Genomic DNA, 21,517 nt, shown 5'->3' with positions numbered 1-21,517 from the left:
GGGAGAAGCTATGAGTGAATATACAGCCTTTATGCCCGTGGCTCAGTCCACCGGAGGGGTGGTTGAATATCTTTTCGGCGGCTGGACGACGATGCTGACATTGCTGTGGTGGATGGTGGTTATCGACTTTTTCACCGGCTGGGCGGCGGCCTGGATCAATGGCGAACTCAAGAGCCGATCAGGATATTACGGCGTTTTTAGGAAGGTCACTGTGTTTTTGCTGATCACCATTGCACATTTAATCGACGGTATCCTTGGAGACGAGCACTATTTCCGAGATGCCGTTGTTTTCTTTTATCTGGCGAACGAGCTGCTGTCCATTATTGAAAATGTGGGTAGAATGGGCGTTCCGATGCCGGATATTTTACGCAATGCGGTTGCCATATTCCAGTCCCGATCAGCGACGAACACAGGTGAACAGGATAATATAGAGCAGAATGAGGTCGGACACAGAACGGAAAAGGAAGATACGCGACTGCAGGCTTCTGGCCAATCAGAAAAATCTTCAAAAATCAACCCGCAGGAGCCTGCTGTGGTTAATCGGGAAGGGGCGGCTGGGCTGCTGCATACGCTGGCTATAGATCCCGAGACAGTGCTGGAACCCAAGGACCATATGACTGCATCAGTGGCTGTTGATATGCAAGAGAAGCAAGCTCATTCTAAAGTGACAAAACTACCATAAAACCCTAAATGATACATTTTTATAAATTGTTGTGTGGTTGCAAAGATAACGGCCCGTACAAGAATGGAAGACAGGCATACAATATAGGGTAAGACAAGATAATCACCTAAGAGCTTTTATTTACTCAAAAAATCCGGATTATCCGGATAGACAAAGGGGGAGGGCAACATGCAGAATCGCCGCCCTACAGATGCCGAGGGCATTGACGCTTCAAGATACCAGGGAAGCATTAACTGGCGAAAGGTCCGTGCAGATGGCAAGTCTTTTGCCTTCGTCAAGGCGAGCCAGGGACAAAGTTACGTGGATCCTACGTTCGAAACCAATGTGAAGGGTGCGAAGGAGGCTGGGGTGCTGATCGGCGCGTATCATTTTCTGGATGCGACGAGCGTAAGTGCGGCCAGGCTGGAAGCCCGCCACTTTGCGGAGGTGCTCGAGCGGGTTGGGGGTGCGGCTGTACTGGATCTTCCGCCGGTTCTGGATTATGAAACGAATCCGGCTGGACTCAGCAAATCGGCAATCAGCAGTGTAGCCAAGGCTTTTCTGACAGATCTTGAAGATTTAACAGGAAACCGGCCGATCATTTATTCGGGGAATTCATTTTCCTCCAACTTCGACACTTCACTCGGATCGTACAAGCTGTGGGTTGCCCGATATAGTACCAGTACACCTTATGATTCTCCTGCCTGGAAGCAGTGGGATTTCTGGCAGTACACGGATAGTGGACGTGTGGACGGGATTTCAGGCCCTGTGGACTTAAATGTGTACAGTGGCACGGAAGCAGAGCTGCGTGAAGAATTTGCAAAAAGCGGAGGAGATGAAGCGATGACGAATGGGGAGAAAGCAGCACTTCAGGCGCTCCAGCAGCAGATAACCGAACTGCAGGCATTGCACAATATGCCGGTTCCTGAATGGGCAAAGGAAGCCGTAGCAGCAGCGGGAGCTTATAATCCGGGAGAGCCTCTACTAGATGTAAAGAGTGCCACGAGCTATGATATGTACCGCTTGATCGTAATCATGCACCGTATGGGTCTTTTTAATAAAAATGGTAAGTAAACTTGCAATAGAGTACGCTAGAGTACGCTGATTAAGCGTAGACCGAGCACGAGAAGGGGCTGTCCCAAACTAACATGGCCTGACGGCCACCACGATGAATGAAAATGTCTTGGCCTGCTAATCTGTATGTTCCATAATGGAACTGCAGGGCACAGGCCGAGACTTTTTTGGTAGGATAACACTCTGAGTCCCAAACTGGCCGACCGTATCCCACGAGTACCGCCAATTGTTGCCACGAGCACGTGTATAAAAATTCTTTTCTCTGAGGGTACGTGACCTGCAACTTAACAATTACGGGAGTGATCTGTGGGATGGAAGCGATTTTGGAAAGGTGTGCTGGACTTGATGTACATCAAGAGACCGTGGTTGCTTGTGTTCTATATGGTGATTTGGATCATAAACCTAAGCAGGAAATTCGTACTTTCTCTACAACAACAAAGGGATTACTCGCACTCCATGATGGGTTAAACGATTGGGAATGCACGCATGTTGCCATGGAAAGTACAGGTGTGTATTGGAAACCGGTTTGGAACATATTAGAGGAACAATTTACTTTAATCCTGGCTAACGCGAGACGGATCAAAAACGTACCCGGTCGGAAAACGGATGTATCGGACGCAGCATGGATTGCCCAATTGCTTCGCTCGGGGCTCATTACTCCTAGTTTTGTACCTCCAGCGGACATTCGAAATATGCGGGATTTGACGCGTTACCGTCGAAAGCTGCTTCGGGATGCGACTTCTGAGAAGAATAGGATTCACAAGATATTACAAGATGCTAATTTGAAGCTTACCACTTACATTAGCGATATTTTTGGCGTATCGGGCCGTGCTTTATTGGAATGCGTCATTAATGGTGAGGTTTTAGAGGCGGATGAGATCAAGGAAAAAGTAAAAACTTCACTAAAGCGCAAAGTTCCTGAACTTTTGGAGGCTTTAGATGGACGTTTGAAGAAACATCATCGGATGATGTTGGGGCTGCATATGGAGCACTTATCATTCGTTGAAAAGCAATTGAAGAAAGTAGAACTGGAAATTGATCGATTGCTGGAGCCTTATTCGGCATCCATTGAGCTGTTGGTCACCATCCCTGGAATCCAGAAAGATGCGGTGGCGGTCATCTTAGCAGAGATCGGGAATGATATGTCTTGTTTTGGAGGCGATTCGCAAATTGCAGCTTGGGCAGGATTAAGCCCGGGGAATAATGAAAGTGCAGGGAAGAAGAAAAGCTCGAAAATAGCAAAGGGAAATAAAAGCCTGAAGGCGGTACTTTGCCAAGCTGCTTGGGCAGCAAGTAAAACCAAAGGTACGCGAGTCGCCTCTTTCTTTTATCGAATACAAAAACGACGAGGGCAGAAAAAGGCAACTATAGCGACAGCTCATCTGTTACTTAGAATCATCTATCAAATGCTAAAAGATAGAGTACCCTACTGTGAAGTAGGTTGGGATTATCTAACTTCTTCGCAATCGCCCGTAGATTATTGGATTAAAAAAATCGAGGCTCAGGGATTTAAGGTGAACGTAATATCCACGGAGGTCTCTTAAATAATATCCATTTTATGTAATTAAACAAACATTGTAGAGGAGGCCTTTTTGTGCTTTTTGGGAGCTTATATTTTCGTATAAAAAGTCATGAAAATGGCTTAGGGCAGCCCCCTTTTCAATTTTGTTAAGCCAGAAGATTGCGATTTCCGGTTGTTCTTTTTAAGTTGGGGGATGCACAAAAGCAGCGGAGAGAACGAAGCAATTCCGGAAAAGCGGAGCGGTCACCTTTGGCCCGGAGGGTCAACAGTGATGGAGGAATGCTTCGTTCTCGGAGCGTCCCACCCACGCACGAAACACGCACGAAAAGAGTGCACCGGTCAAGAGCCTTTGGGGACACCCACTCTTTTTTATTTTATAGCGAATTTATGGCGTTTTATTGACCATTATTTAATTACTAGATTGATAGTGAAAGTCTACAATCCATTATTTTACTTGTGATAATACTTTACATAATGAAAATTGAATTGTCGTAATCTTCTAAAAAATGCTTGTTAAAAACGTCTTCCTGTTGTAAAGTATCCATAAATAACCTCTGAGGTACATAGAAGATGATGAATTAATGTTATTAATCATGACATTTGACAATTTTCATGTTTCCTAGTTTTGTTTTTTCTAACATTGTCGAATTTTGTTTTTTATTTGGATTTTTTTGGTCCTTATTTTTGTGTCTGGATGTGGTCAGCAATTTCAATTGGGTAACAACACATTTATAACATAAACATACAAATCGAGAGGGGTTTCAGAATGAGAAAGAAAAGATGGTACAGTATGTTTGTTATGATGCTGGCGGCAGTGATTGTTTTAGCCGGTTGCGGAGGGGGATCGGGTGAAGGTGCTGATCCGGCTGCCGACCCGTCCTCGGATCAAGGGGATGCGTCACAAAATAATACGCTGATTTTCGGCCGTGGCGGTGACTCGGTGGCATTGGACCCATCGATCACGACAGATGGCGAATCTTCGAAAGTTGCTCAGCAGGTATTCGACAGGCTGCTTGAGTATGAAGAAGGTTCAACAACGGTCAAGCCTTCACTGGCTGAAAGTTATGAAGTTTCTGCGGATGGCCTCGTCTACACTTTCAAATTGAGAGCTGGCGTAAAATTCCATGACGGCACGGACTTCAATGCCGATGCGGTTGTATTCAACTTTAACCGTTGGTCCGATCCGAACAGCCCATACAAGTTTGAAGGAGATTCCTTTGACTACTACGATTCCATGTTTGGATCCCCTGACAGCAGGGTGATTAAAGAAGTTAAGGCAGTTGACGACCTGACGGTTCAGTTTACGCTGAACGCTCCACAGGCGCCGTTCCTGCAAAATATCGCGATGACTTCCTTTAGTATTGCCAGCCCTAAGGCCATCGAAGAGAAGAAAGAGAACTTCAAGAGCGAGCCGGTAGGTACAGGACCGTTCAAGTTTGTGGAATGGAAGCGCAATGACTCCATCACGCTGGAGAAGAATCCGGATTACTGGCAAGAGGGGTTGCCTAAGTTGGATAAAGTTATCATTCGCTCTATCCCTGATAATACAGCCCGTTTTAACGCACTGCAGAACAAGGAAATCGATATTATGGAAGACCTGAACGCAGATGATTTGACAGTGCTGGAAAGCAATCCGGAGCTGCAGAAGATCGAGCGTCCTTCCTTCAACGTCGCATACATCGGCTTCAATGTTAAGAAAAAGCCGTTTGATAACCCGCTCGTAAGACAAGCGCTGAATCATGCGGTGAATAAACAAGCACTCGTAGATGCTTTCTTCGGAGGCAGCGCAATTCCGGCGAAAAACCCGATGCCACCAACGCTATGGGGATACAATGACAGCATCCAGGATTATGAGTACGACTTAGAGAAAGCGAAAGCTCTGCTGGCTGAAGCCGGATATGCGAACGGCCTGCCTGAAGAAGTGACATTTTATGCAATGCCAGTCTCACGTCCTTATATGCCTGACGGCAAGAAGGTGGCTGAGGCGATCCAGGCTGATTTTGCCAAAATCGGTGTTAAGGTCAACATCCAGTCTCCTGAGTGGGCGACCTACCTTGATGACCTTAAGGCAGGCGAGAAAGACGATATGTATATGCTTGGCTGGACCGGCGATAACGGAGATCCTGACAACTTCATTTATACGCTTCTCGACAAGGATACCATTCCAGGCAACAACCGCAGCTTTTATGTAAATGAAGAACTGCACAAGGTTCTTGTTGAGGCACAGCAGGAGACAGATCAGGCTAAACGTACTGCACTCTATGAAAAGGCGCAGGAAATCATCAAGAAGGATGCTCCTTGGATTCCGCTGGTGCATACTACGCCACTGATGGCTGCAAGATCGGACCTGAAGGGTTACACACCTTCCCCAACAGGCACGGAGCCTTACTCCGGCATTTATTTTGAATAAAATATGAATGAACATCCGGCGGTCTGCTCCGCGGTCGAAAGTTGGCCGCATGGGGCAGCCGCCGCCATGTTCATACCCACAGCAAGCGGGCGGTGAATCGATTTGAGCGCTTATATTATTAAAAGAATAGCTGTACTTATTCCGGTACTGCTAGGCATGACATTAATCGTATTTTCCATTATTCATGCGATTCCTGGTGATCCTGCGGATACCATTTTGGGAGATAAAGCTACAGAGGAGTCCAAACAGGCGCTGCGGGAGCAGCTCGGGCTGGACAAGCCGTGGTTTCAGCAGTATGGATCGTATTTAGGGGAGCTGTTAAGCGGAGATTTGGGAGATTCCATTCGGACCCGCGAGCCAATTGCCCGGGAAATGCTGCCTTATCTGGCGGCTACTCTTGAATTGACGGTAGCTAGTATGTTGTTTGCGTTGATCGTTGGTGTTAATGCCGGTATTATCAGCGCATGGAAGCAAAATTCCTGGTTTGATTATGCCAGTATGGTGGTCGCGCTGGTCGGTGTCTCAATGCCGATTTTCTGGCTCGGTCTTATGGAACAGTGGATTTTTGCGAACAAGCTGCATTGGCTTCCTTCGATTGGACGTATGAATCCGCGTGATCCTGTCGAAGCAGTTACGCATTTGGCTGTGGTAGATGCCATCATTGCCGGACGGTGGGATCAGATCTGGACAGTCGTCAAGCATTTGATTTTGCCGAGCATCGCTCTGGGAACAATTCCGATGGCTGTCATTGCAAGAATGACACGCTCCAGTATGCTTGAAGTGATGAATTCCGAGTATATCCGGACGGCCCGTGCCAAAGGGCTTGCTCCATTTCGGGTGGTCTACAAGCATGCGCTCAAAAATGCTGCCATTCCGGTGTTGACCGTCATCGGCCTGCAGACAGGTTCTTTGCTCGGCGGGGCGGTGCTGACAGAGACGATCTTCGCATGGCCGGGTGTAGGCCGTTATATTTATGATGCGATCAGTTCCCGGGACTATCCTGTCATTCAGAGCGGTATTCTGGTCATTGCATTCTTGTTCGTCGTCATCAACCTTATTGTCGACCTGCTGTATGCCGTGATCGACCGCCGTATACGTTACTAGTCCATTCGGCACTAACTCACTCTGAAAATGGCCGCCATTCTGGTGAGGCAATGACAGGCAGGAGGAAATTATGAGTCAAATTTCAATGAATACACATAAGGCCAGCGTTCCGGCCGCAGAACGGGCATCAGGGCCGTGGCGGGACGCCTGGAAGGCCTTCCGGCGCAACAAGACCGCCGTGGTTGGTCTGTCTATTATTATTATCTTCATTTTGATTGCGATCTTTGCACCTTTGCTGTCCACTTATGATTATAAGGAGCAGGTGCTGACGGATCGCCTGCAGGCTCCGTCTGCCGAGCACTGGTTTGGCACAGACGATCTGGGACGGGATATTCTTACAAGGACTTTATATGGAGCGCGTATTTCACTCTGGGTCGGCTTTTTATCTGTTGTAGGCTCAATTATTCTGGGGACGGCGCTTGGCATTCTGGCCGGGTTTTACGGAAAATGGTGGGATATGCTCATTTCCCGTTTATTCGATATTCTGCTTGCTTTCCCCAGCATTCTGCTGGCGATTGCGATCGTCGCCATTCTGGGTCCTTCGCTTGAGAATGCTCTATATGCGATTGCGATCGTTAATGTGCCGACTTATGGACGTATCGTGCGCTCCAAGGTGCTCAGTCTGAAGACAGAGGAGTATATCACGGCGGCGCGGGCGATCGGGGTTAAAAACTCCAGGATTCTGCTTAAGCATATTCTTCCCAATAGCTTGACACCCATCATCGTGCAGGGAACACTCGGGATTGGTACGGCGATTATTGAAGCGGCCGCGCTGGGCTTTCTGGGCATGGGGGCACAGCCGCCGGAGCCGGAATGGGGCAAGATGCTGTCCGATTCCAGACAATTTATTCAGACGGCACCGTGGACGGTGGTTTTTCCGGGGTTGTCGATCATGCTGACAGTATTGGGCTTTAACCTGCTTGGGGACGGATTACGAGATGTGTTGGATCCGCGTATGAAACCGAGATGATCCGGTAATCCGCTTATAGACCTAGCTGAGGGTCTGGCTTTTCCACTGGATCAAAAATGTGTATAATCACTCCAACGATGTAGGGAGTGAAGTTGCATGACATGGAACGCTAAAAGAGAACACCGCCAGCATCCGGAGCAAATTCGTTCCGATGCTTCTCGGGCGGCTTACGAAAGAGATTATTCACGTTTGATCCATTCACCGACCTTCCGCAGACTGCAAGGGAAATCCCAGGTATTCGGTGCAGGCACAGGCGATTACTACCGGACCCGGCTCACCCATTCACTGGAGGTTGCGCAGATTGCCCGTGAAGCGGCGCGCAGCCTGATCCGGGCTTACCCGGACGCCACCTTCGAACGGGCGGATAATCCCGGTCTGGTCATGGATTCCGAGGTTGTGGAATGTGCAGCTATCGCTCATGATTTCGGGCATCCTCCTTTCGGTCATAAAGGCGAGGAAGTGCTGGACGGTATTCTGGACCAATTGGTGAAGCAAAGAGCCTGGGAAGCCGCCGACGCTCTGGGGCTGCCTCCACGATCGGAACCAGCTCTGAAGCTGCGAGCGGATGCGCGCCTCAAATATGAGCATTTTGAGGGCAACGCACATAATTTCCGCCTGATCATGTTCCTTGAGAAGCGGGAGGATATCGACGGCCTGAACCTTTCTGATGCGGTGCTGCTGGGCATTAACAAATATCCGTATCCGGGAACGGTGAACAAGAAGGGCATGTATCTCCATGAATGGCAGTATTTAGAGGCCATCCGCAGAGATTGGGGCATTCCTGACGGCAAGAAAACGCTGGAGGCCCAGCTCATGGATTTATGTGACGACATTGCATATTCCGCGCATGATCTGGAGGATGGTATTAAAGCAGGCAAGATTGAGGTACACGAGCATTTTCTGTACGACCCATTATTGAACCGGCTCATAACGGAGAAAATCACTACATTGGAGGACCCGTTCTGGAAAGGCTGGGCTTCTGAACAAATCGAGCGCAAGGTGGAAGCGGTGCTCAAGGAATTCCTCAAGGTATGGAATGCCAAAATGCCATTTTGCGAAAACGACTATTCCCGCACCCGGCGTGAGGTCAAAGCATACTGGGTCAGCCTCTTTGTGAACAGCCTTGGCATCATTGATGACGGAAACTGGAAGAAGGTTACCTTTGTTAACGAAGGCGCTGAGGATGAAGATATGCTGAGAATCGTAAGTGTGCTCAAGAGCTTTGCTTGGGTTACGATGATCCGTGATCTCAGAGTACAGCGGTTGCAGAAGCGCAGTGAATGGATGCTGAAGCGGTTATGGCAGGCTTTTCTTGATCCCGAGACCTCCAAAGCGATCATCCCCAGTGACTGGTTGCTCCGTTTTGAACGTGACCAGGCCAAACCGAAGCCGATCTGGACCTGGGAGCATATGGTCATTGATTATATTGCCGGCATGACGGATGCGTTCGCTGAGAAAATCTACAATGAACTGTATGGATTGAAGGTCGGATCCATTTATGATCTGGATTAGCCGGATTGAAGCGGGTTATCTGAATGTATTATATTGAAGAGAATGGAGCAGTCCTAAGAGGGCTGCTTTTTTCTTGTGGAAAGCTGAGCAAAACATGAAAATTATCGAAAATACATCATTTTCATGACTAATGACCTTAAATCTAACTCCCTACCTACCGAAAAATAGATATACGTGTTAATTGCTTAGAGGTCCATTGGATGGATAACCTATACAATTTGCAGGTATATCTATTCCGGCAGCGTTCCACGGTAGGATTTCTTAAAGGGCCGTATACAGAGAAGAGGAGTAGGATGAAGGAGGGTGTCTGAAAAGATGAACAATCGTAAATTTTTGGACAAGCGTGGAGAGCGCAAACAGCGGCAGAAAGTGAGAAGCCATCCGGGGAAATGGCTGCAGCTAGTTGGCATAAACCAAAGTGTTGGAAAATTTGTGGCTCTTATTTTTGCCGGTCTAATCGTCTACTTGTTGATCTTTGGGGTCGTTTCATTGGTGCAAATGAATAAAATGCAGCAAAATTCGTCTAATATTGTGAACAGTGTAATGCCCGTTTTGGAGGATATCAACAGCATACGATATGCAACCGAGCACGTATTAACATTAAGCTTCCGCCATTTCTCAACAGGGGACCCCGGTGAAAAGGGTTTGCTTGAGGAAGAGCGCAATGAAATGGTGCGGACGGCGGCACAGAGCTTCAAGAGGCTGGAAGCGCGTCCGCTGACATCCGGAGAGACCGAGCATTTGCAGGCGCTTCATGAGAAATGGGATAATTACTTAAAGCTGAACATGCAGGCGATCAACCTCAGTAATAATGATCAGAGCGAGCTGGCGGCGGAAGTTGCCTCCAAAGGAACGAATGCTTTTGCCGCTATGGAGGGGGATCTGGATTATCTCGTTTCCTTTCATCAGGAGAAGGCTGCGGTAGCAGGGAGTGAGACAGCCGGCAGCTTTGTCTGGGCGCAGATGATTACAGGCATTTGTCTTCTGTTGGCTATTGCTTTGGTTTATGTTGCTAACCGGCAAATATTGAGACGTGTGGTTGTCCCGCTGCGGGAGTTTACTTCTAATGTTGAAATTATTGCCAAAGGGGATTTGACTGGCGAAAATATAACGGTCTCTTATCAGGACGAAATCGGAGAGCTGGCCGATTCAGTGAATCTGATGAAGCGTAACTTTACAGCCATGGTTCAAAGTATTCATGATATTTCCACGGTTATGAATCAGCGCACCACTGAACTGGCGGCTTCAGCAGCGGAAGTGAAGGCAGGAAGCGGGCAAATTGCCATCACGGCGGCAGAGCTGGCGAAGGGAGCGGAGGATCAGGCGCAGACGGCGGCTGACTCGGCTGCCACTGTAGAGCAATTGAATGAACGAATTGCGCAGCATGCGCGGCATGGAGAGGAGTTGCAGCGCAATTCCGAGCTTGTGCTTTATAAAGGCGGTATTGGCAAAAGCACAATGGACCAATCCATCAATCAGATGACGGTTATCTCCCGTTTGGTAGCCGATTCCATGACAAAGGTTATGGAGCTTGACCGCAAAAACCAGAACATCGACCGTTTGGTTCAGACCATCCGTGAGATTGCTCAGCAGACCCATTTGCTGTCACTCAATGCTGCAATAGAAGCGGCACGGGTTGGAGAGAGCGGGCGGGGCTTTGCTGTAGTGGCCAAGGAGGTAAGCAGCTTGTCTGAGGCGGTGCGGCTGGCTGTATCGCAAATCACGGGCATTACCGCAGATATTCAGAATGATTCACGGGCAATCGTAAATTTGCTGCAGGATGGAGTGCTGCAGACAGAGGAGGGGAACAAGCAGATGAATGTCACTGGTGAAGCTTTTTCAGATATTAATCAATCGGTTGCTTCTATGGTGCAGGTCATTTCGGAGGTCTCTTCCAATCTGATGAGCATGCAGGAGGCCAGTGAGCAGATGAGCGAGCAGAGTCAGAATATTTCCGCCATTTCCCAGCAGGCTGCTGCCGGGGCTGAGCAGACGTCAGCATCAGTGCAGCAGCAGGTGTCCAACATTGAAATGGTTACGGAAAGCATTCATACACTGAAGGAGCTGTCTGATATTCTGCTTGAATCCGTCTCCCAATTCGAGGTGCGGAAAACATCATGAGCAGCAGGATGTCCGGAGAGTTCCGTCATATGTATGTGTATGCATGCCATGATACCGAAAGAGAGCTGTGTGAGCTGGAAATGCTGCGATTGTTCGATACCAGGCCGCATACCTCCTCGCTGCTTGCAGCGAATCGTCTGATAGCCCCGGATGTAAGTCCGTTTATTCGGCTCAGGCTGGACGTGCTTACAGCGGTGTCGGATCTGGATGAACTGGCGGTATCCGCTTCTGAGCTGGTTCTGGAGGAAGGAACAACCTTTAAAGTAACTTTTATCAAAGAAGGGGACGGCACAGAGGAATATACAAGACAGAGGGAGATCGAGCGGGAAATCGGTCTGCGCATCCGGGGAAAAGCAAAAATGAAGGAGCCCGCTGTTGTTTTCGGTGTAATCCGTTTCAAAGGGCAATGGCTGCTGGGCAGATGCGTGTACAGCGATCGTTCCTGGCTGGAGCGTCGGCATAAGCCGCAAAATTATTCCACAGGTCTGCCTGTGCTGGCGGCCAAAGCGCTGGTCAATCTGGCGGCACCTTATCCCGAGGCTGTGAGGCTGCTTGATCCCTGCTGCGGTATGGGCAATGTCGTCATTGAAGCGCTAATGAACGGCATTGACATCCGTGGGAACGACATGAATCCACGGGCAGTTCAAGGAGCACGGGTGAATCTGCGTCACTATGGCTTTCGGGAAGATCTGGTAACGCTTGGAGATATGAATTTGCTGGAAGGTCGTTATGATACGGCTATCCTGGATATGCCGTATAATCTTTGCTCAGTACTGACCCAGCCGGAAAGAGCACGAATGCTGAACAGTCTTAGAAGGCTCGCCGTTGAGGCTGTCGTCGTCAGCATTGAACCGATCCGTGCGGAGCTGCTGGCCGCGGGCTGGAAGATTGAGGGAGAATGCAGATTATATAAAGGGGAACGCGGTGGCATGATAAGGGACATCTATTTTTGTAAATAGAATAGATAAGTTCATGAAAAGGAGAGGGCTGCCCTAAAGCTAGATTGAATCTATGAGTGGGCGCCCCCTATTGACGAGCATAAAAGGTTTGTTGTTGAGGTAGAGGTAGCTACCCCTTTCTTCAATATTTTATCTTATAATCCACCCTATTGCGTGGAAGCTCGTGTCCGGCTGCATAAGCCTTTAGATTTTCCAGAAAAATATCAAAGACTCGTCCATCATAACGTTCGGTATCTCCCGCAATATGTGGTGTAATCAGCACATTCTCCATCGCCCACAGCGGATGGCCAGCAGGAAGAGGCTCTTCTTCAAAGACGTCCAATCCGGCGAAGGCAACCTGCCCGTTCTCCAGGGATTGTACCAGTGCATCGGTATTGACAGTCTGACCTCGTCCGACGTTGACAAAGAACATGCCCGGCTTGAAGGCGGCGAATAGCTTTTCGTCAAAAATATGCAGCGTCTCATCCGTCGCCGGCAGAATGTTCACGACAATGTCCGCATCCGCGACGGCTTGCTGTAATCCGTCCATCGTATACATGTGATCCACATAGGGAAGGTTCCTGCCGGAGCGGCGGATTCCGGTAACTCGCATGCCAAATGCTTTTGCGATGCGTGCGGTTTCGGAACCGATTTCTCCAACACCGACAATCAGCATCGTCTGTCCATGCAGTTCCCCAAGCGTATTGTTGGCGGGTTTTTTCCAGATCTGCTGAAGCTGCTGTTTGCCGGCTGTATGCAAATAGCGGGTGTGGGACAGCAGGAACCCGAAGATCATTTCCGTGATCGGAATGGCATGCACGCCGCTGGCATTTGTCAGCAAAACACTTTTCTGCTCCAGCCGCTCCAGCGGCAGCATGTCTATTCCTGCGGATCGGACCTGAACCCAGCGCAGTGGGCTCTCCGCATGAAGTGCGGGTTCTTCAAGCAGCTTGGACCAGCCCAGTAGAATTTCAGCCTGCCGGACGATTGCCGGATCGATTTCCTTAGCTTTTCCTTGGATAATCTCATAGCCTGGAGCCGTTTTCTGAATAAGGGACTCCTGTTCAGGCGATAGTGCCTGCAGACAAACGATCTTTCCCATCTGATCATTACCTCCCGAATTTGATGGATTCATCTATAATTAGGATAACAGATATAGCCCGGATGTGGCCCAATAAATAAAACACAGATGTGAGAAATGGACCTTTGTACATGACAAAACACGGAAAAGACAACACGGAAACGGAGCGTTTGTTTACAGCTATTCGGCTGCCCGGTCATCTCCAGGAACAGGTGTATGTTTGGCGGAACGATATAAAAAGGCGTCTGTCATTTCGTAAATGGACCGATCCGCGGGACTATCATATTACCCTTCAATTTATGGGTGATGTGGATATGAACACCATCCCTCTTGTGACTGAAGCGCTGAAGGAAGCTGCGGTAAAATGTGGAGCCTTTGAGCTTTATTTGGGTGCGCCAGGAGCCTTCGGGAAACCGTCTTCTCCGAGGGTGCTGTGGCGGGGTGTGGAAGGGGAGATGGGGAGGCTTCATAGGCTGCAAAAAACCGTTGTAGAGCATATGATACCGCTCGGTTTCAGCCCGGAGGAGAGGCCATACAGTCCCCACATTACAGTTGCGAGGTCGTACACCGGAGCTGAGCCTGCGCAGCCTCTAACAGAGGGGGAAGATGCTGGTAATCAGGCCGTCTGGAAGGTCACGGATTTTGTGCTTTTTGCGACCAGGCTCGGACATCATCCGATGTACAAAGTTCTGCAAACATTCCCGCTTCCAACTTCTTGGCCTTGAAATTGCTGTCAACTTAGTGATACTATTGTGCAGCGTTATTCAAAAAGGTGGATTTTAGGTTACATAACTGAAAAATGTGCCTAAATAACGGGAGGATCAATATGGAAATCATTAAACAACATCGTTGGATCGCACCTCTGCTGAGTGTGCTTATAGTAAGTATATTGGGGATCAGTTTGGTAGTGGAAAGTCAGAATGCACAGACAACAACAGCGGCACATACAGCCAACGCGCTGCAATGGCCGGCTGCTACGAATGACGAGAAGGGGCAGGATAGGTCTCAGTCTATGCATATTATGGATAAAACGAGCTCGTCCATGGATGAACTGCATAGTTGGAAAAGCCTCATTGCACCTCTGCTGATCGCACAGGTGGAAAAGGCGGCCCAAACTGCGAAGAATGACAGGTCTGCCTCGAAACAGGCGGCTCCAGCCATCGGCAAAATTAAAATCCAATCCCAAACCCCTCCTAAAAAACTCTTCTTTACGCGAACTGCAACGTTGACCCAGGCAGATCAGGCCAAAGCAACTTGGAGCTACAGTATCACCGCGCAAGAAGTGCTTCTGCTGCAAAAAATCGTCATGGCGGAAGCAGAAGGCGAATCGTACAAAGGCAAAGTGGCAGTCGCCAATGTTGTCTTGAACCGGCTGCGGTCAGCCAATTTCCCTGATACCATACAAAAAGTAATTTATCAGAAAGCTCAATTCAGTCCGGTGGCAAACGGTCGTCTTAACCGTGTTCGTCCGAATGAAGAAACAGTGAAAGCAGTCAATGACGCGCTGAGTGGTCACAAAGCCGTTCCGGATGATACTTATTATTTTCTGTCTCTAACTTTAGCTGATGATCTGACAGTCCATCACTCACGTGCCAAAGTCAAAACGATAGGCAATCATACGTTTTATAAATGAGCAGACAGTTCCGCTGCACCGGGTGATACAAGCTCAGGCCGATCACGAACGGAGGCTGCGATAGTCAAACGAAATACAGTTGCCGGACAGCATAACGGATCGTATCTGAAGTCCGACGTAGCTGATGTTCTCGTGGGGCGTGCACTACCTTTTTTATCCTGAATATTAAGTAGTTCATTACGCAGGCTTTGCTCCAGTTGGACGGGATGGGTCACTGCTTTGGCGCAACCATTTTTTACAAAAAAATCGCAATTTTCTTCTTCCTGACCTGGAAGATAGGACACGAACAGCATGGAGAGGTCTTTGGCCATCGCTTCTGTGCAGGTCATCCCACCCGGCTTTGTAATGAGCAGGTCGGCTGCATCCATCAGTGTGCTGATTGCGCGGGTGAAGCCAAGCACGTGAAGATGGGGATGTCGAAATTTAGGGCTTTCTGTAAGCTTGTCGAACAGCTTGTCATTGTTGCCTGTGCACAGAATCACCTGAATCTGATCGGCCATACGGATTAGTACGTTCATCATGCTCTCTTCGAGCGGAATGCCCCAGCCACCGCCCATGACAAGAACTGTCGGCATATCATGAAATCCAAAGCGTGCACGGGCCGTAGGCTTGTCACCACAGTTCCAGAAATCGGGGTGAACGGGGATGCCTGTGACCGATATCCGGTACTTTTCTACGCCATGGGCTCTGAGCATTTCTTCAGCTTGTGGTGAGGAGACCAGATATTGATTTACCTCTTGGCTGATCCAGGCTCCATGCACATCATAGTCTGTAATCAGAGTATAGAGTGGGATATTGAGACCAAGTCTTTTCAGCCTGGCGACGACTGCGCTAGGGAACGGATGGGTGCAAATAATCGCATCCGGCTCCCAGCCTCCAATTACCCTCAAGGCCCTGGTGTAAAAAAGTTTATGTAAAGCCATGCGGGTCAGCCCGTTTAGCCGCTTGTGATACTGTCTGCGGTACAGCCTGCCGATCATTTTGGGCTGCTTATACACAGTTTTGCGGTAAGCGGAGAAGATGACCGGGGCTATTTTAGGATTCAGCATCCTACCGAGCTCCATGACCTGTGTGCCAACACCGGGATACAATCTGTGCAGACCATCGGCAAGAGCGGCCGCTGCGCGGGTGTGCCCCGTGCCGAAGCCTTCGGACAAAATCAGGAATTTTTTGGATGACATCAATGCACCTACTTTATTCGGATCGTTGGAAATGCGGGCATACTGTTGAAGGTTGTCCTGCCGTCTGCCGTGATGCTGCTTGCCAAAATTTTATAGACGCAACGTTTTCGTTTTAATCTCTATTTGTAAAATATGAAATTCATTTTGCATTCATGAGTCAAAAAAAAGGCTTCAGGCGCTTAAAGTGCCGATCAAATAATAAAAACATCATTTTATCGTATATTTATACATATCCTTCGCTATTTATCGCACTATTGCGGTGAAGCTGCGCATCCAAAAAAATATTATCACTATCATAAAAACTTTGAATTGCTAACGCGCTAGGTCAGTGTTAAAATGATAGAACTAATCTTATTCAAAAGTGAGAAGTGCATATTTATTGAATTTGCAATCTACTGAAGCGGTACTGCCGCTTTAATCCGTATTCAATCTGTCAGGCGCTGCGCCCTTGGTGTCCAAGTGGCGGCGTTTCGTCGTACCCCCATTTCCAGCTCCTGCTGAATTGTTTGTTTGTCGCCACTGTCTTCAGGCCCCATACCGGGCAGGTCCCGGCTTTATGAGTTCAATACAGAAAGGTTGCGTTCCATGAGACAGACAGGACTACCTCCAAAACAAGGGCTTTATGATCCCCAATTTGAAAAAGATGCCTGCGGGATGGGCTTTGTCGCGCATATCAAGGGCAAGGCTTCTCACGACATTGTAAGTCAGGCGCTTACCATGCTTGAGAATATGGAGCACCGCGGCGGTCAGGGGAGCGAGCCGAATTCCGGCGACGGAGCCGGAATTATGCTGCAGATTCCGCATGCTTTCCTTGCGGAAGAAGCGGAGAAACTTGGCTTCACGCTTCCATCCCCTGGACGTTATGGCGTCGGCATGCTGTTCATGTCTACAGATGTCTCCGTACGTGCGGCTCATGAAGAAGCGCTGAAGAACATTATCGCTGAGGAAGGCCAGCAGCTTCTGGGCTTCCGTGATGTTCCGACGGATGACAGCATGCTGGGCAAATCAGCCAAAGCTGCCAAGCCGTGTGTGCGCCAGGTATTTATCGGCAGTAGTGTGGATTTCGAGGATGAGCTCGCCTTCGAGCGGAAGCTGTACGTCATCCGCAAGCGGGCAGAGCTTGCGATTCGTTACAGCGAGAATGAAGAGAATGGGGAAACGTTTTATATTCCAAGTCTCTCCTGTCGGAAAGTAGTATACAAAGGGATGCTGACGACGGCTCAGGTTGGCCAGTTTTATCTGGATTTACGGGATAGCCGGGTGTCCTCGGCCATGGCTCTGATCCACTCCCGTTTCAGCACAAACACGTTTCCGAGCTGGGAACGCGCGCATCCGTATCGTTTCATGATCCACAACGGCGAGATCAACACCATGCGTGGCAACGTGAACTGGATGCATGCGCGTCAGGCGCAGTTCCGGAGCGAGCTGTTCGGGGAAGATATGAATAAGGTCAAGCCGGTCATCAACCCGGATGGTTCGGATACGGCAATGTTCGACAACACGCTGGAATTTTTATATTTGAGCGGGCGTTCCTTGCCTCATGTGGCCATGATGATGGTTCCTGAGCCCTGGAATAACCATGAGAACATGGACCCAGCAAAGAAAGCATTTTATGAATATCACAGCACATTAATGGAGCCTTGGGACGGACCGGCTGCGATGGCGTTTACGGACGGCGTTCAGATCGGCGCCATCCTGGATCGCAATGGACTTCGTCCAGCGCGTTATTATGTCACGAAAGACGACCTGATCGCACTCTCCTCAGAAGCGGGTGTGCTCGACATTCCGCCGGAGAATGTGCTGTACAAGGACCGTCTTCGTCCTGGCCGCATGCTGCTGGTCGATACGAAGGAAGGCCGGATCGTTTCTGATGAGGAAGTCAAGGCGCAGATTGCTTCGGAGCAGCCTTATCAGGAGTGGCTTAACGAGCATCTCATGGATCTGAACGAACTGCCTGATGCGCCGGAGCTGCCGGAGCCCAAGCATGATAATGTGAACCAGCTACAGCTTTCGTTTGGCTATACGTTCGAAGAACTGCGCAAGCTGCTGGAGCCCATGGCCGCTACGGGAGCGGAGCCGATCGGCTCGATGGGTTATGACGCTCCGCTGGCCGTGCTGTCCGATAAGCCGCAGCGTCTTTATAACTATTTTAAGCAGATGTTCGCTCAGGTAACCAATCCGCCGATTGATGCCATCCGTGAGGAGATCGTGACTTCTACGGGCACAACCATCGGACCGGAACGGAATCTGCTGCATCCGGAGCCTGAGAGCTGCCGCCAGATCCGTCTGGAGACTCCAGTGCTTTCTAATGAGGATTTCGCTAAAATCCGACATGTTCACCGTCCGGGTTTTAAATCAATGACCATCCCGATCTTTTTCCCTGCCAAGGAAGGAGCGGAAGGGCTGCGCAATGCGCTGGAAGGGCTGTTCGAGTCGGCTGACCGCGTTATTGCCAAAGGTCATAACATCCTGATTCTGTCTGATCGCGGCGTGGATGCGGAGAATGCGGCCATTCCGGCACTGCTGGCTGTATCCAGCCTGCATCACCATCTGATCAAGAACGGAACGCGCACGAAAGTCAGCATTCTGCTTGAATCCGGTGAACCGCGTGATATCCATCATTATGCGTTGCTGCTTGGATACGGCGTGAGCGCCGTCAATCCGTATTTGGCGTTCGAGACGCTGGATGACATGATTCAGCAGGGAATGCTGCGCGGCGTATCACACGAGAAGGCCGTAAAGAACTATATTAAAGCCGCCACGAAGGGTGTCGTCAAAATCCTGTCCAAAATGGGAATTTCTACGATTCAGTCCTATCGGGGCGCACAAATTTTTGAGGCCGTTGGCCTGAAGCAGGAGTTTGTGGATAAATACTTCACATGGACACCGTCCCGTATTGGCGGCATTGGACTTGAAGAGGTTACGGCGGAAGCGTTGGCCCATCATAACCGTGCCTTTACCGACAAGGACGGCAGCGATAAAGTATTGGACTCCGGCGGAGAGTACCAGTGGCGGAATGATGGGGAGGAGCATCTGTTCAATCCCCAGACAATCCATTTGCTGCAGCAGGCGGTACGGACAGGTGATTATGAGCTGTATAAGAAATATGCAGTGCTCGTTCAGGGTGAAAACGAGAAGAAGCTGACGCTTCGTTCTTTGCTGAAGCTGAAGCCTAATGGCCAACCGGTTCCGCTTGAGGAAGTTGAGTCTGCAGAATCGATTATGCGCCGCTTCAAGACAGGTGCCATGTCATTCGGTTCGATTAGCAAGGAGGCCCACGAAGATCTGGCGATCGCCATGAACCGTATCGGCGGTAAGAGCAATACAGGTGAAGGTGGAGAAGATCCGGCACGCTTTGTTCCGGATGAGAACGGTGACTCTCGGCGCAGCTCCATCAAGCAGGTAGCGTCCGGCCGTTTTGGAGTAACCTCGAATTATTTGGTGAATGCTGACGAAATTCAGATCAAGATGGCGCAGGGGGCTAAGCCGGGTGAAGGCGGGCAGCTCCCAGGACGTAAAGTGTATCCATGGGTAGCGGAAGTGCGCGGATCAACACCGGGTGTAGGTCTAATTTCACCCCCGCCGCATCATGATATCTATTCTATTGAGGATCTGGCCGAGCTCATCTATGATTTGAAAAACGCGAATCCTCGTGCTGACATCAACGTGAAGCTCGTTTCGGAAGTAGGTGTAGGTACGATCGCCGCCGGCGTAGCCAAAGGCCGCGCGGATATCATTCTGATCAGCGGATATGACGGAGGTACCGGCGCATCCCCGCAAGGCTCCATCCGCCACGCAGGAATGCCGTGGGAGCTTGGGCTTGCCGAGGCGCACCAGACGCTGATCCTGAACAATTTGAGAGATCGTGTCGTTCTTGAAACGGACGGTAAAATGCTTTCAGGACGAGATCTCGCGGTAGCTGCCCTGCTTGGGGCGGAAGAATATGGTTTCTCTACTGCGCCGCTGGTTGCATTAGGTTGCATCATGATGCGTGTGTGTCAAATGGATACATGTCCTGTAGGCGTGGCTACCCAGAATCCGCAGCTGCGTAAGAATTACATGGGAGATCCGGCGCATGTCGTTAACTTTATGCGATTCGTGGCGGAAGATGTGCGCGAAATTATGGCTGAGCTCGGCTTCCGTACCATTCAGGAAATGGTCGGACGTACAGACTGCCTCGATGCAGCCGATGCCAATGAGCATTGGAAGAAGAGTGGTGTGAACCTGAGTCTGCTGCTGCACGCGTCTGAGCTTCCGGAAGGAAAAGAACCGTACCGCACACAGCGTCAGAATCATGGTCTGGAAGAAACGCTGGATGTCCAGCAACTGCTCCCTCTTGCTGCTCCGGCTTTGGAGAGCAAGACACCGGTGGCAGCAACACTTAAGATTACCAATGTCAACCGTGCCGCAGGAACCATACTCGGCAGCGAGGTGACACGTAAATATGGGGCAGTCGGCCTGCCAGACGACACGATTCGCTTCCATTTTGTCGGTTCGGCGGGACAAAGCCTTGGAGCCTTCATACCGAAAGGCATGACCCTCACGGTAGAGGGGGATTCGAACGACTATGTGGGCAAAGGTTTGTCCGGCGGTAAAATTATCGTCAAGAAATCGTCTAAGGCCACCTTTAAAGCGGAGGAAAACATCATTATCGGCAATACCGCTTTCTACGGAGCGACCAGCGGGGAGGCTTATATCAGCGGCATAGCCGGTGAGCGCTTCGCCGTAAGGAATTCCGGGGCCAGGGTTGTGGTTGAAGGTGTGGGAGATCATGGCTGCGAATATATGACTGGCGGCAGGGTTGTTGTGCTTGGGAACACAGGGCGCAACTTCGCGGCGGGTATGTCTGGCGGTATAGCCTATGTGTATGATCCTGAAGGCACATTCCTTACTCGTTGTAATTTGGAAATGGTGCTGCTGGAGCGTGTGGAGGAGGCTGCTGAGGCTGCGGACCTACACGGGATGATCGAGCGTCATGTTGCCTATACGGATAGTGAGGCGGGACAGCGTATTCTGCATGATTGGCAGACATCACTCCAGCAATTTGTCCGTATCATCCCTAAAGATTATAAACGGATGATGGAGCAGATCGAGAAGGTGGAGGCAACCGGCTTGACTGGTGATGAAGCTCTGCTGGCTGCATTTGAAGCCAACATGCGTGAACTTGCCCGCACAGGCACCAACTGATTCGATATAATGACAAAAAGATGACTTACTACAGGATGATTTTGAGTTTTCCTGGCAGTAAGTCATTTTTTTTGAAAAATAAATAATTCTCTTGTTGACAAATGCAACAAATTGCGACATTAC

Annotated in this window: 13 protein-coding genes and 1 pseudogene; 12 read left to right on the top strand and 2 right to left on the bottom strand. The window is 49.7% G+C overall.

The window, feature by feature from the left end; translation table 11 throughout:
- Window positions 1-10: 10 nt before the first annotated feature.
- The 9 genes and pseudogenes from OIN60_RS19785 to OIN60_RS19745 form a co-directional block, all read left to right on the top strand.
- A pseudogene (locus tag OIN60_RS19785) lies at window positions 11-403 on the top strand (phage holin family protein); the annotation flags it as partial.
- A gap of 447 nt (window positions 404-850) precedes the next feature.
- Window positions 851-1,735: a glycoside hydrolase family 25 protein gene (locus OIN60_RS19780; protein WP_305756594.1), complete on the top strand. Its 885-nt coding sequence runs from the start codon at window positions 851-853 to the stop codon at window positions 1,733-1,735.
- Window positions 1,736-2,046: 311 nt separating this feature from the next.
- Complete coding sequence (locus OIN60_RS19775; protein WP_305756593.1) at window positions 2,047-3,279, top strand: IS110 family RNA-guided transposase; 1,233 nt, start codon at window positions 2,047-2,049, stop codon at window positions 3,277-3,279.
- Between the two features lie 744 nt (window positions 3,280-4,023).
- A complete protein-coding gene (locus OIN60_RS19770) occupies window positions 4,024-5,667 on the top strand; it encodes an ABC transporter substrate-binding protein (protein ID WP_370872553.1) in 1,644 nt (547 codons plus the stop codon).
- A 102-nt stretch (window positions 5,668-5,769) separates the two neighbouring features.
- Window positions 5,770-6,771: an ABC transporter permease gene (locus tag OIN60_RS19765; RefSeq protein WP_305756592.1), complete on the top strand. Its 1,002-nt coding sequence runs from the start codon at window positions 5,770-5,772 to the stop codon at window positions 6,769-6,771.
- Window positions 6,772-6,841: 70 nt separating this feature from the next.
- Window positions 6,842-7,741, top strand: a complete 900-nt coding sequence (gene nikC, locus OIN60_RS19760) for a nickel transporter permease (protein WP_305756591.1) — start codon at window positions 6,842-6,844, stop codon at window positions 7,739-7,741.
- Between the two features lie 96 nt (window positions 7,742-7,837).
- A complete protein-coding gene (locus tag OIN60_RS19755; RefSeq protein ID WP_305756590.1) occupies window positions 7,838-9,253 on the top strand; it encodes a deoxyguanosinetriphosphate triphosphohydrolase family protein in 1,416 nt (471 codons plus the stop codon).
- A 315-nt stretch (window positions 9,254-9,568) separates the two neighbouring features.
- On the top strand, window positions 9,569-11,374 hold the full coding sequence (locus OIN60_RS19750) for a methyl-accepting chemotaxis protein (protein ID WP_305756589.1): 1,806 nt from the start codon (window positions 9,569-9,571) through the stop codon (window positions 11,372-11,374).
- Window positions 11,371-12,333: a THUMP domain-containing class I SAM-dependent methyltransferase gene (locus OIN60_RS19745; protein WP_305756588.1), complete on the top strand. Its 963-nt coding sequence runs from the start codon at window positions 11,371-11,373 to the stop codon at window positions 12,331-12,333. Before OIN60_RS19750 ends, OIN60_RS19745 begins: the two co-directional genes overlap by 4 nt.
- A gap of 121 nt (window positions 12,334-12,454) precedes the next feature.
- Here OIN60_RS19745 and OIN60_RS19740 read toward each other — a convergent pair whose 3' ends face one another.
- On the bottom strand, window positions 12,455-13,414 hold the full coding sequence (locus OIN60_RS19740) for a D-2-hydroxyacid dehydrogenase (RefSeq protein ID WP_305756587.1): 960 nt from the start codon (window positions 13,412-13,414) through the stop codon (window positions 12,455-12,457).
- 110 nt (window positions 13,415-13,524) lie between these two features.
- Here OIN60_RS19740 and thpR point away from each other — a divergent pair, with 110 nt between their 5' ends.
- Window positions 13,525-14,118: an RNA 2',3'-cyclic phosphodiesterase gene (gene thpR, locus OIN60_RS19735; protein WP_305756586.1), complete on the top strand. Its 594-nt coding sequence runs from the start codon at window positions 13,525-13,527 to the stop codon at window positions 14,116-14,118.
- Between the two features lie 101 nt (window positions 14,119-14,219).
- On the top strand, window positions 14,220-15,026 hold the full coding sequence (locus OIN60_RS19730; protein ID WP_305756585.1) for a cell wall hydrolase: 807 nt from the start codon (window positions 14,220-14,222) through the stop codon (window positions 15,024-15,026).
- Here the strand turns inward: OIN60_RS19730 and OIN60_RS19725 are convergent.
- Window positions 15,017-16,207, bottom strand: a complete 1,191-nt coding sequence (locus tag OIN60_RS19725; RefSeq protein WP_305756584.1) for an MGDG synthase family glycosyltransferase — start codon at window positions 16,205-16,207, stop codon at window positions 15,017-15,019. The two genes, OIN60_RS19730 and OIN60_RS19725, sit on opposite strands and share 10 nt — an antisense overlap.
- A gap of 585 nt (window positions 16,208-16,792) precedes the next feature.
- Here OIN60_RS19725 and gltB point away from each other — a divergent pair.
- Window positions 16,793-21,394: a glutamate synthase large subunit gene (gene gltB / locus OIN60_RS19720; protein WP_305756583.1), complete on the top strand. Its 4,602-nt coding sequence runs from the start codon at window positions 16,793-16,795 to the stop codon at window positions 21,392-21,394.
- The last annotated feature ends 123 nt before the right edge of the window (window positions 21,395-21,517 follow it).

This window comes from Paenibacillus zeirhizosphaerae, from assembly GCF_030705605.1.
Taxonomy (GTDB): Bacteria; Bacillota; Bacilli; order Paenibacillales; family Paenibacillaceae; genus Paenibacillus; species Paenibacillus zeirhizosphaerae.
The sequence above is the reverse complement of the archived record's forward strand: the minus strand, read 5'-3'. Positions and strand labels throughout refer to the sequence as shown.

Excerpts from the sequence above, each read along its gene's own strand:
- OIN60_RS19780 (WP_305756594.1), top strand. The coding sequence starts at position 851 with ATGCAGAATCGCCGCCCTACAGATGCCGAGGGCATTGACGCTTCAAGA.
- OIN60_RS19775 (WP_305756593.1), top strand. The coding sequence starts at position 2,047 with ATGGAAGCGATTTTGGAAAGGTGTGCTGGACTTGATGTACATCAAGAG.
- OIN60_RS19770 (WP_370872553.1), top strand. The coding sequence starts at position 4,024 with ATGAGAAAGAAAAGATGGTACAGTATGTTTGTTATGATGCTGGCGGCA.
- nikC (WP_305756591.1), top strand. The coding sequence starts at position 6,842 with ATGAGTCAAATTTCAATGAATACACATAAGGCCAGCGTTCCGGCCGCA.
- OIN60_RS19755 (WP_305756590.1), top strand. The coding sequence starts at position 7,838 with ATGACATGGAACGCTAAAAGAGAACACCGCCAGCATCCGGAGCAAATT.
- OIN60_RS19750 (WP_305756589.1), top strand. The coding sequence starts at position 9,569 with ATGAACAATCGTAAATTTTTGGACAAGCGTGGAGAGCGCAAACAGCGG.
- OIN60_RS19745 (WP_305756588.1), top strand. The coding sequence starts at position 11,371 with ATGAGCAGCAGGATGTCCGGAGAGTTCCGTCATATGTATGTGTATGCA.
- OIN60_RS19740 (WP_305756587.1), bottom strand. The coding sequence starts at position 13,414 with ATGGGAAAGATCGTTTGTCTGCAGGCACTATCGCCTGAACAGGAGTCC.
- thpR (WP_305756586.1), top strand. The coding sequence starts at position 13,525 with ATGACAAAACACGGAAAAGACAACACGGAAACGGAGCGTTTGTTTACA.
- OIN60_RS19730 (WP_305756585.1), top strand. The coding sequence starts at position 14,220 with ATGGAAATCATTAAACAACATCGTTGGATCGCACCTCTGCTGAGTGTG.
- OIN60_RS19725 (WP_305756584.1), bottom strand. The coding sequence starts at position 16,207 with ATGTCATCCAAAAAATTCCTGATTTTGTCCGAAGGCTTCGGCACGGGG.
- gltB (WP_305756583.1), top strand. The coding sequence starts at position 16,793 with ATGAGACAGACAGGACTACCTCCAAAACAAGGGCTTTATGATCCCCAA.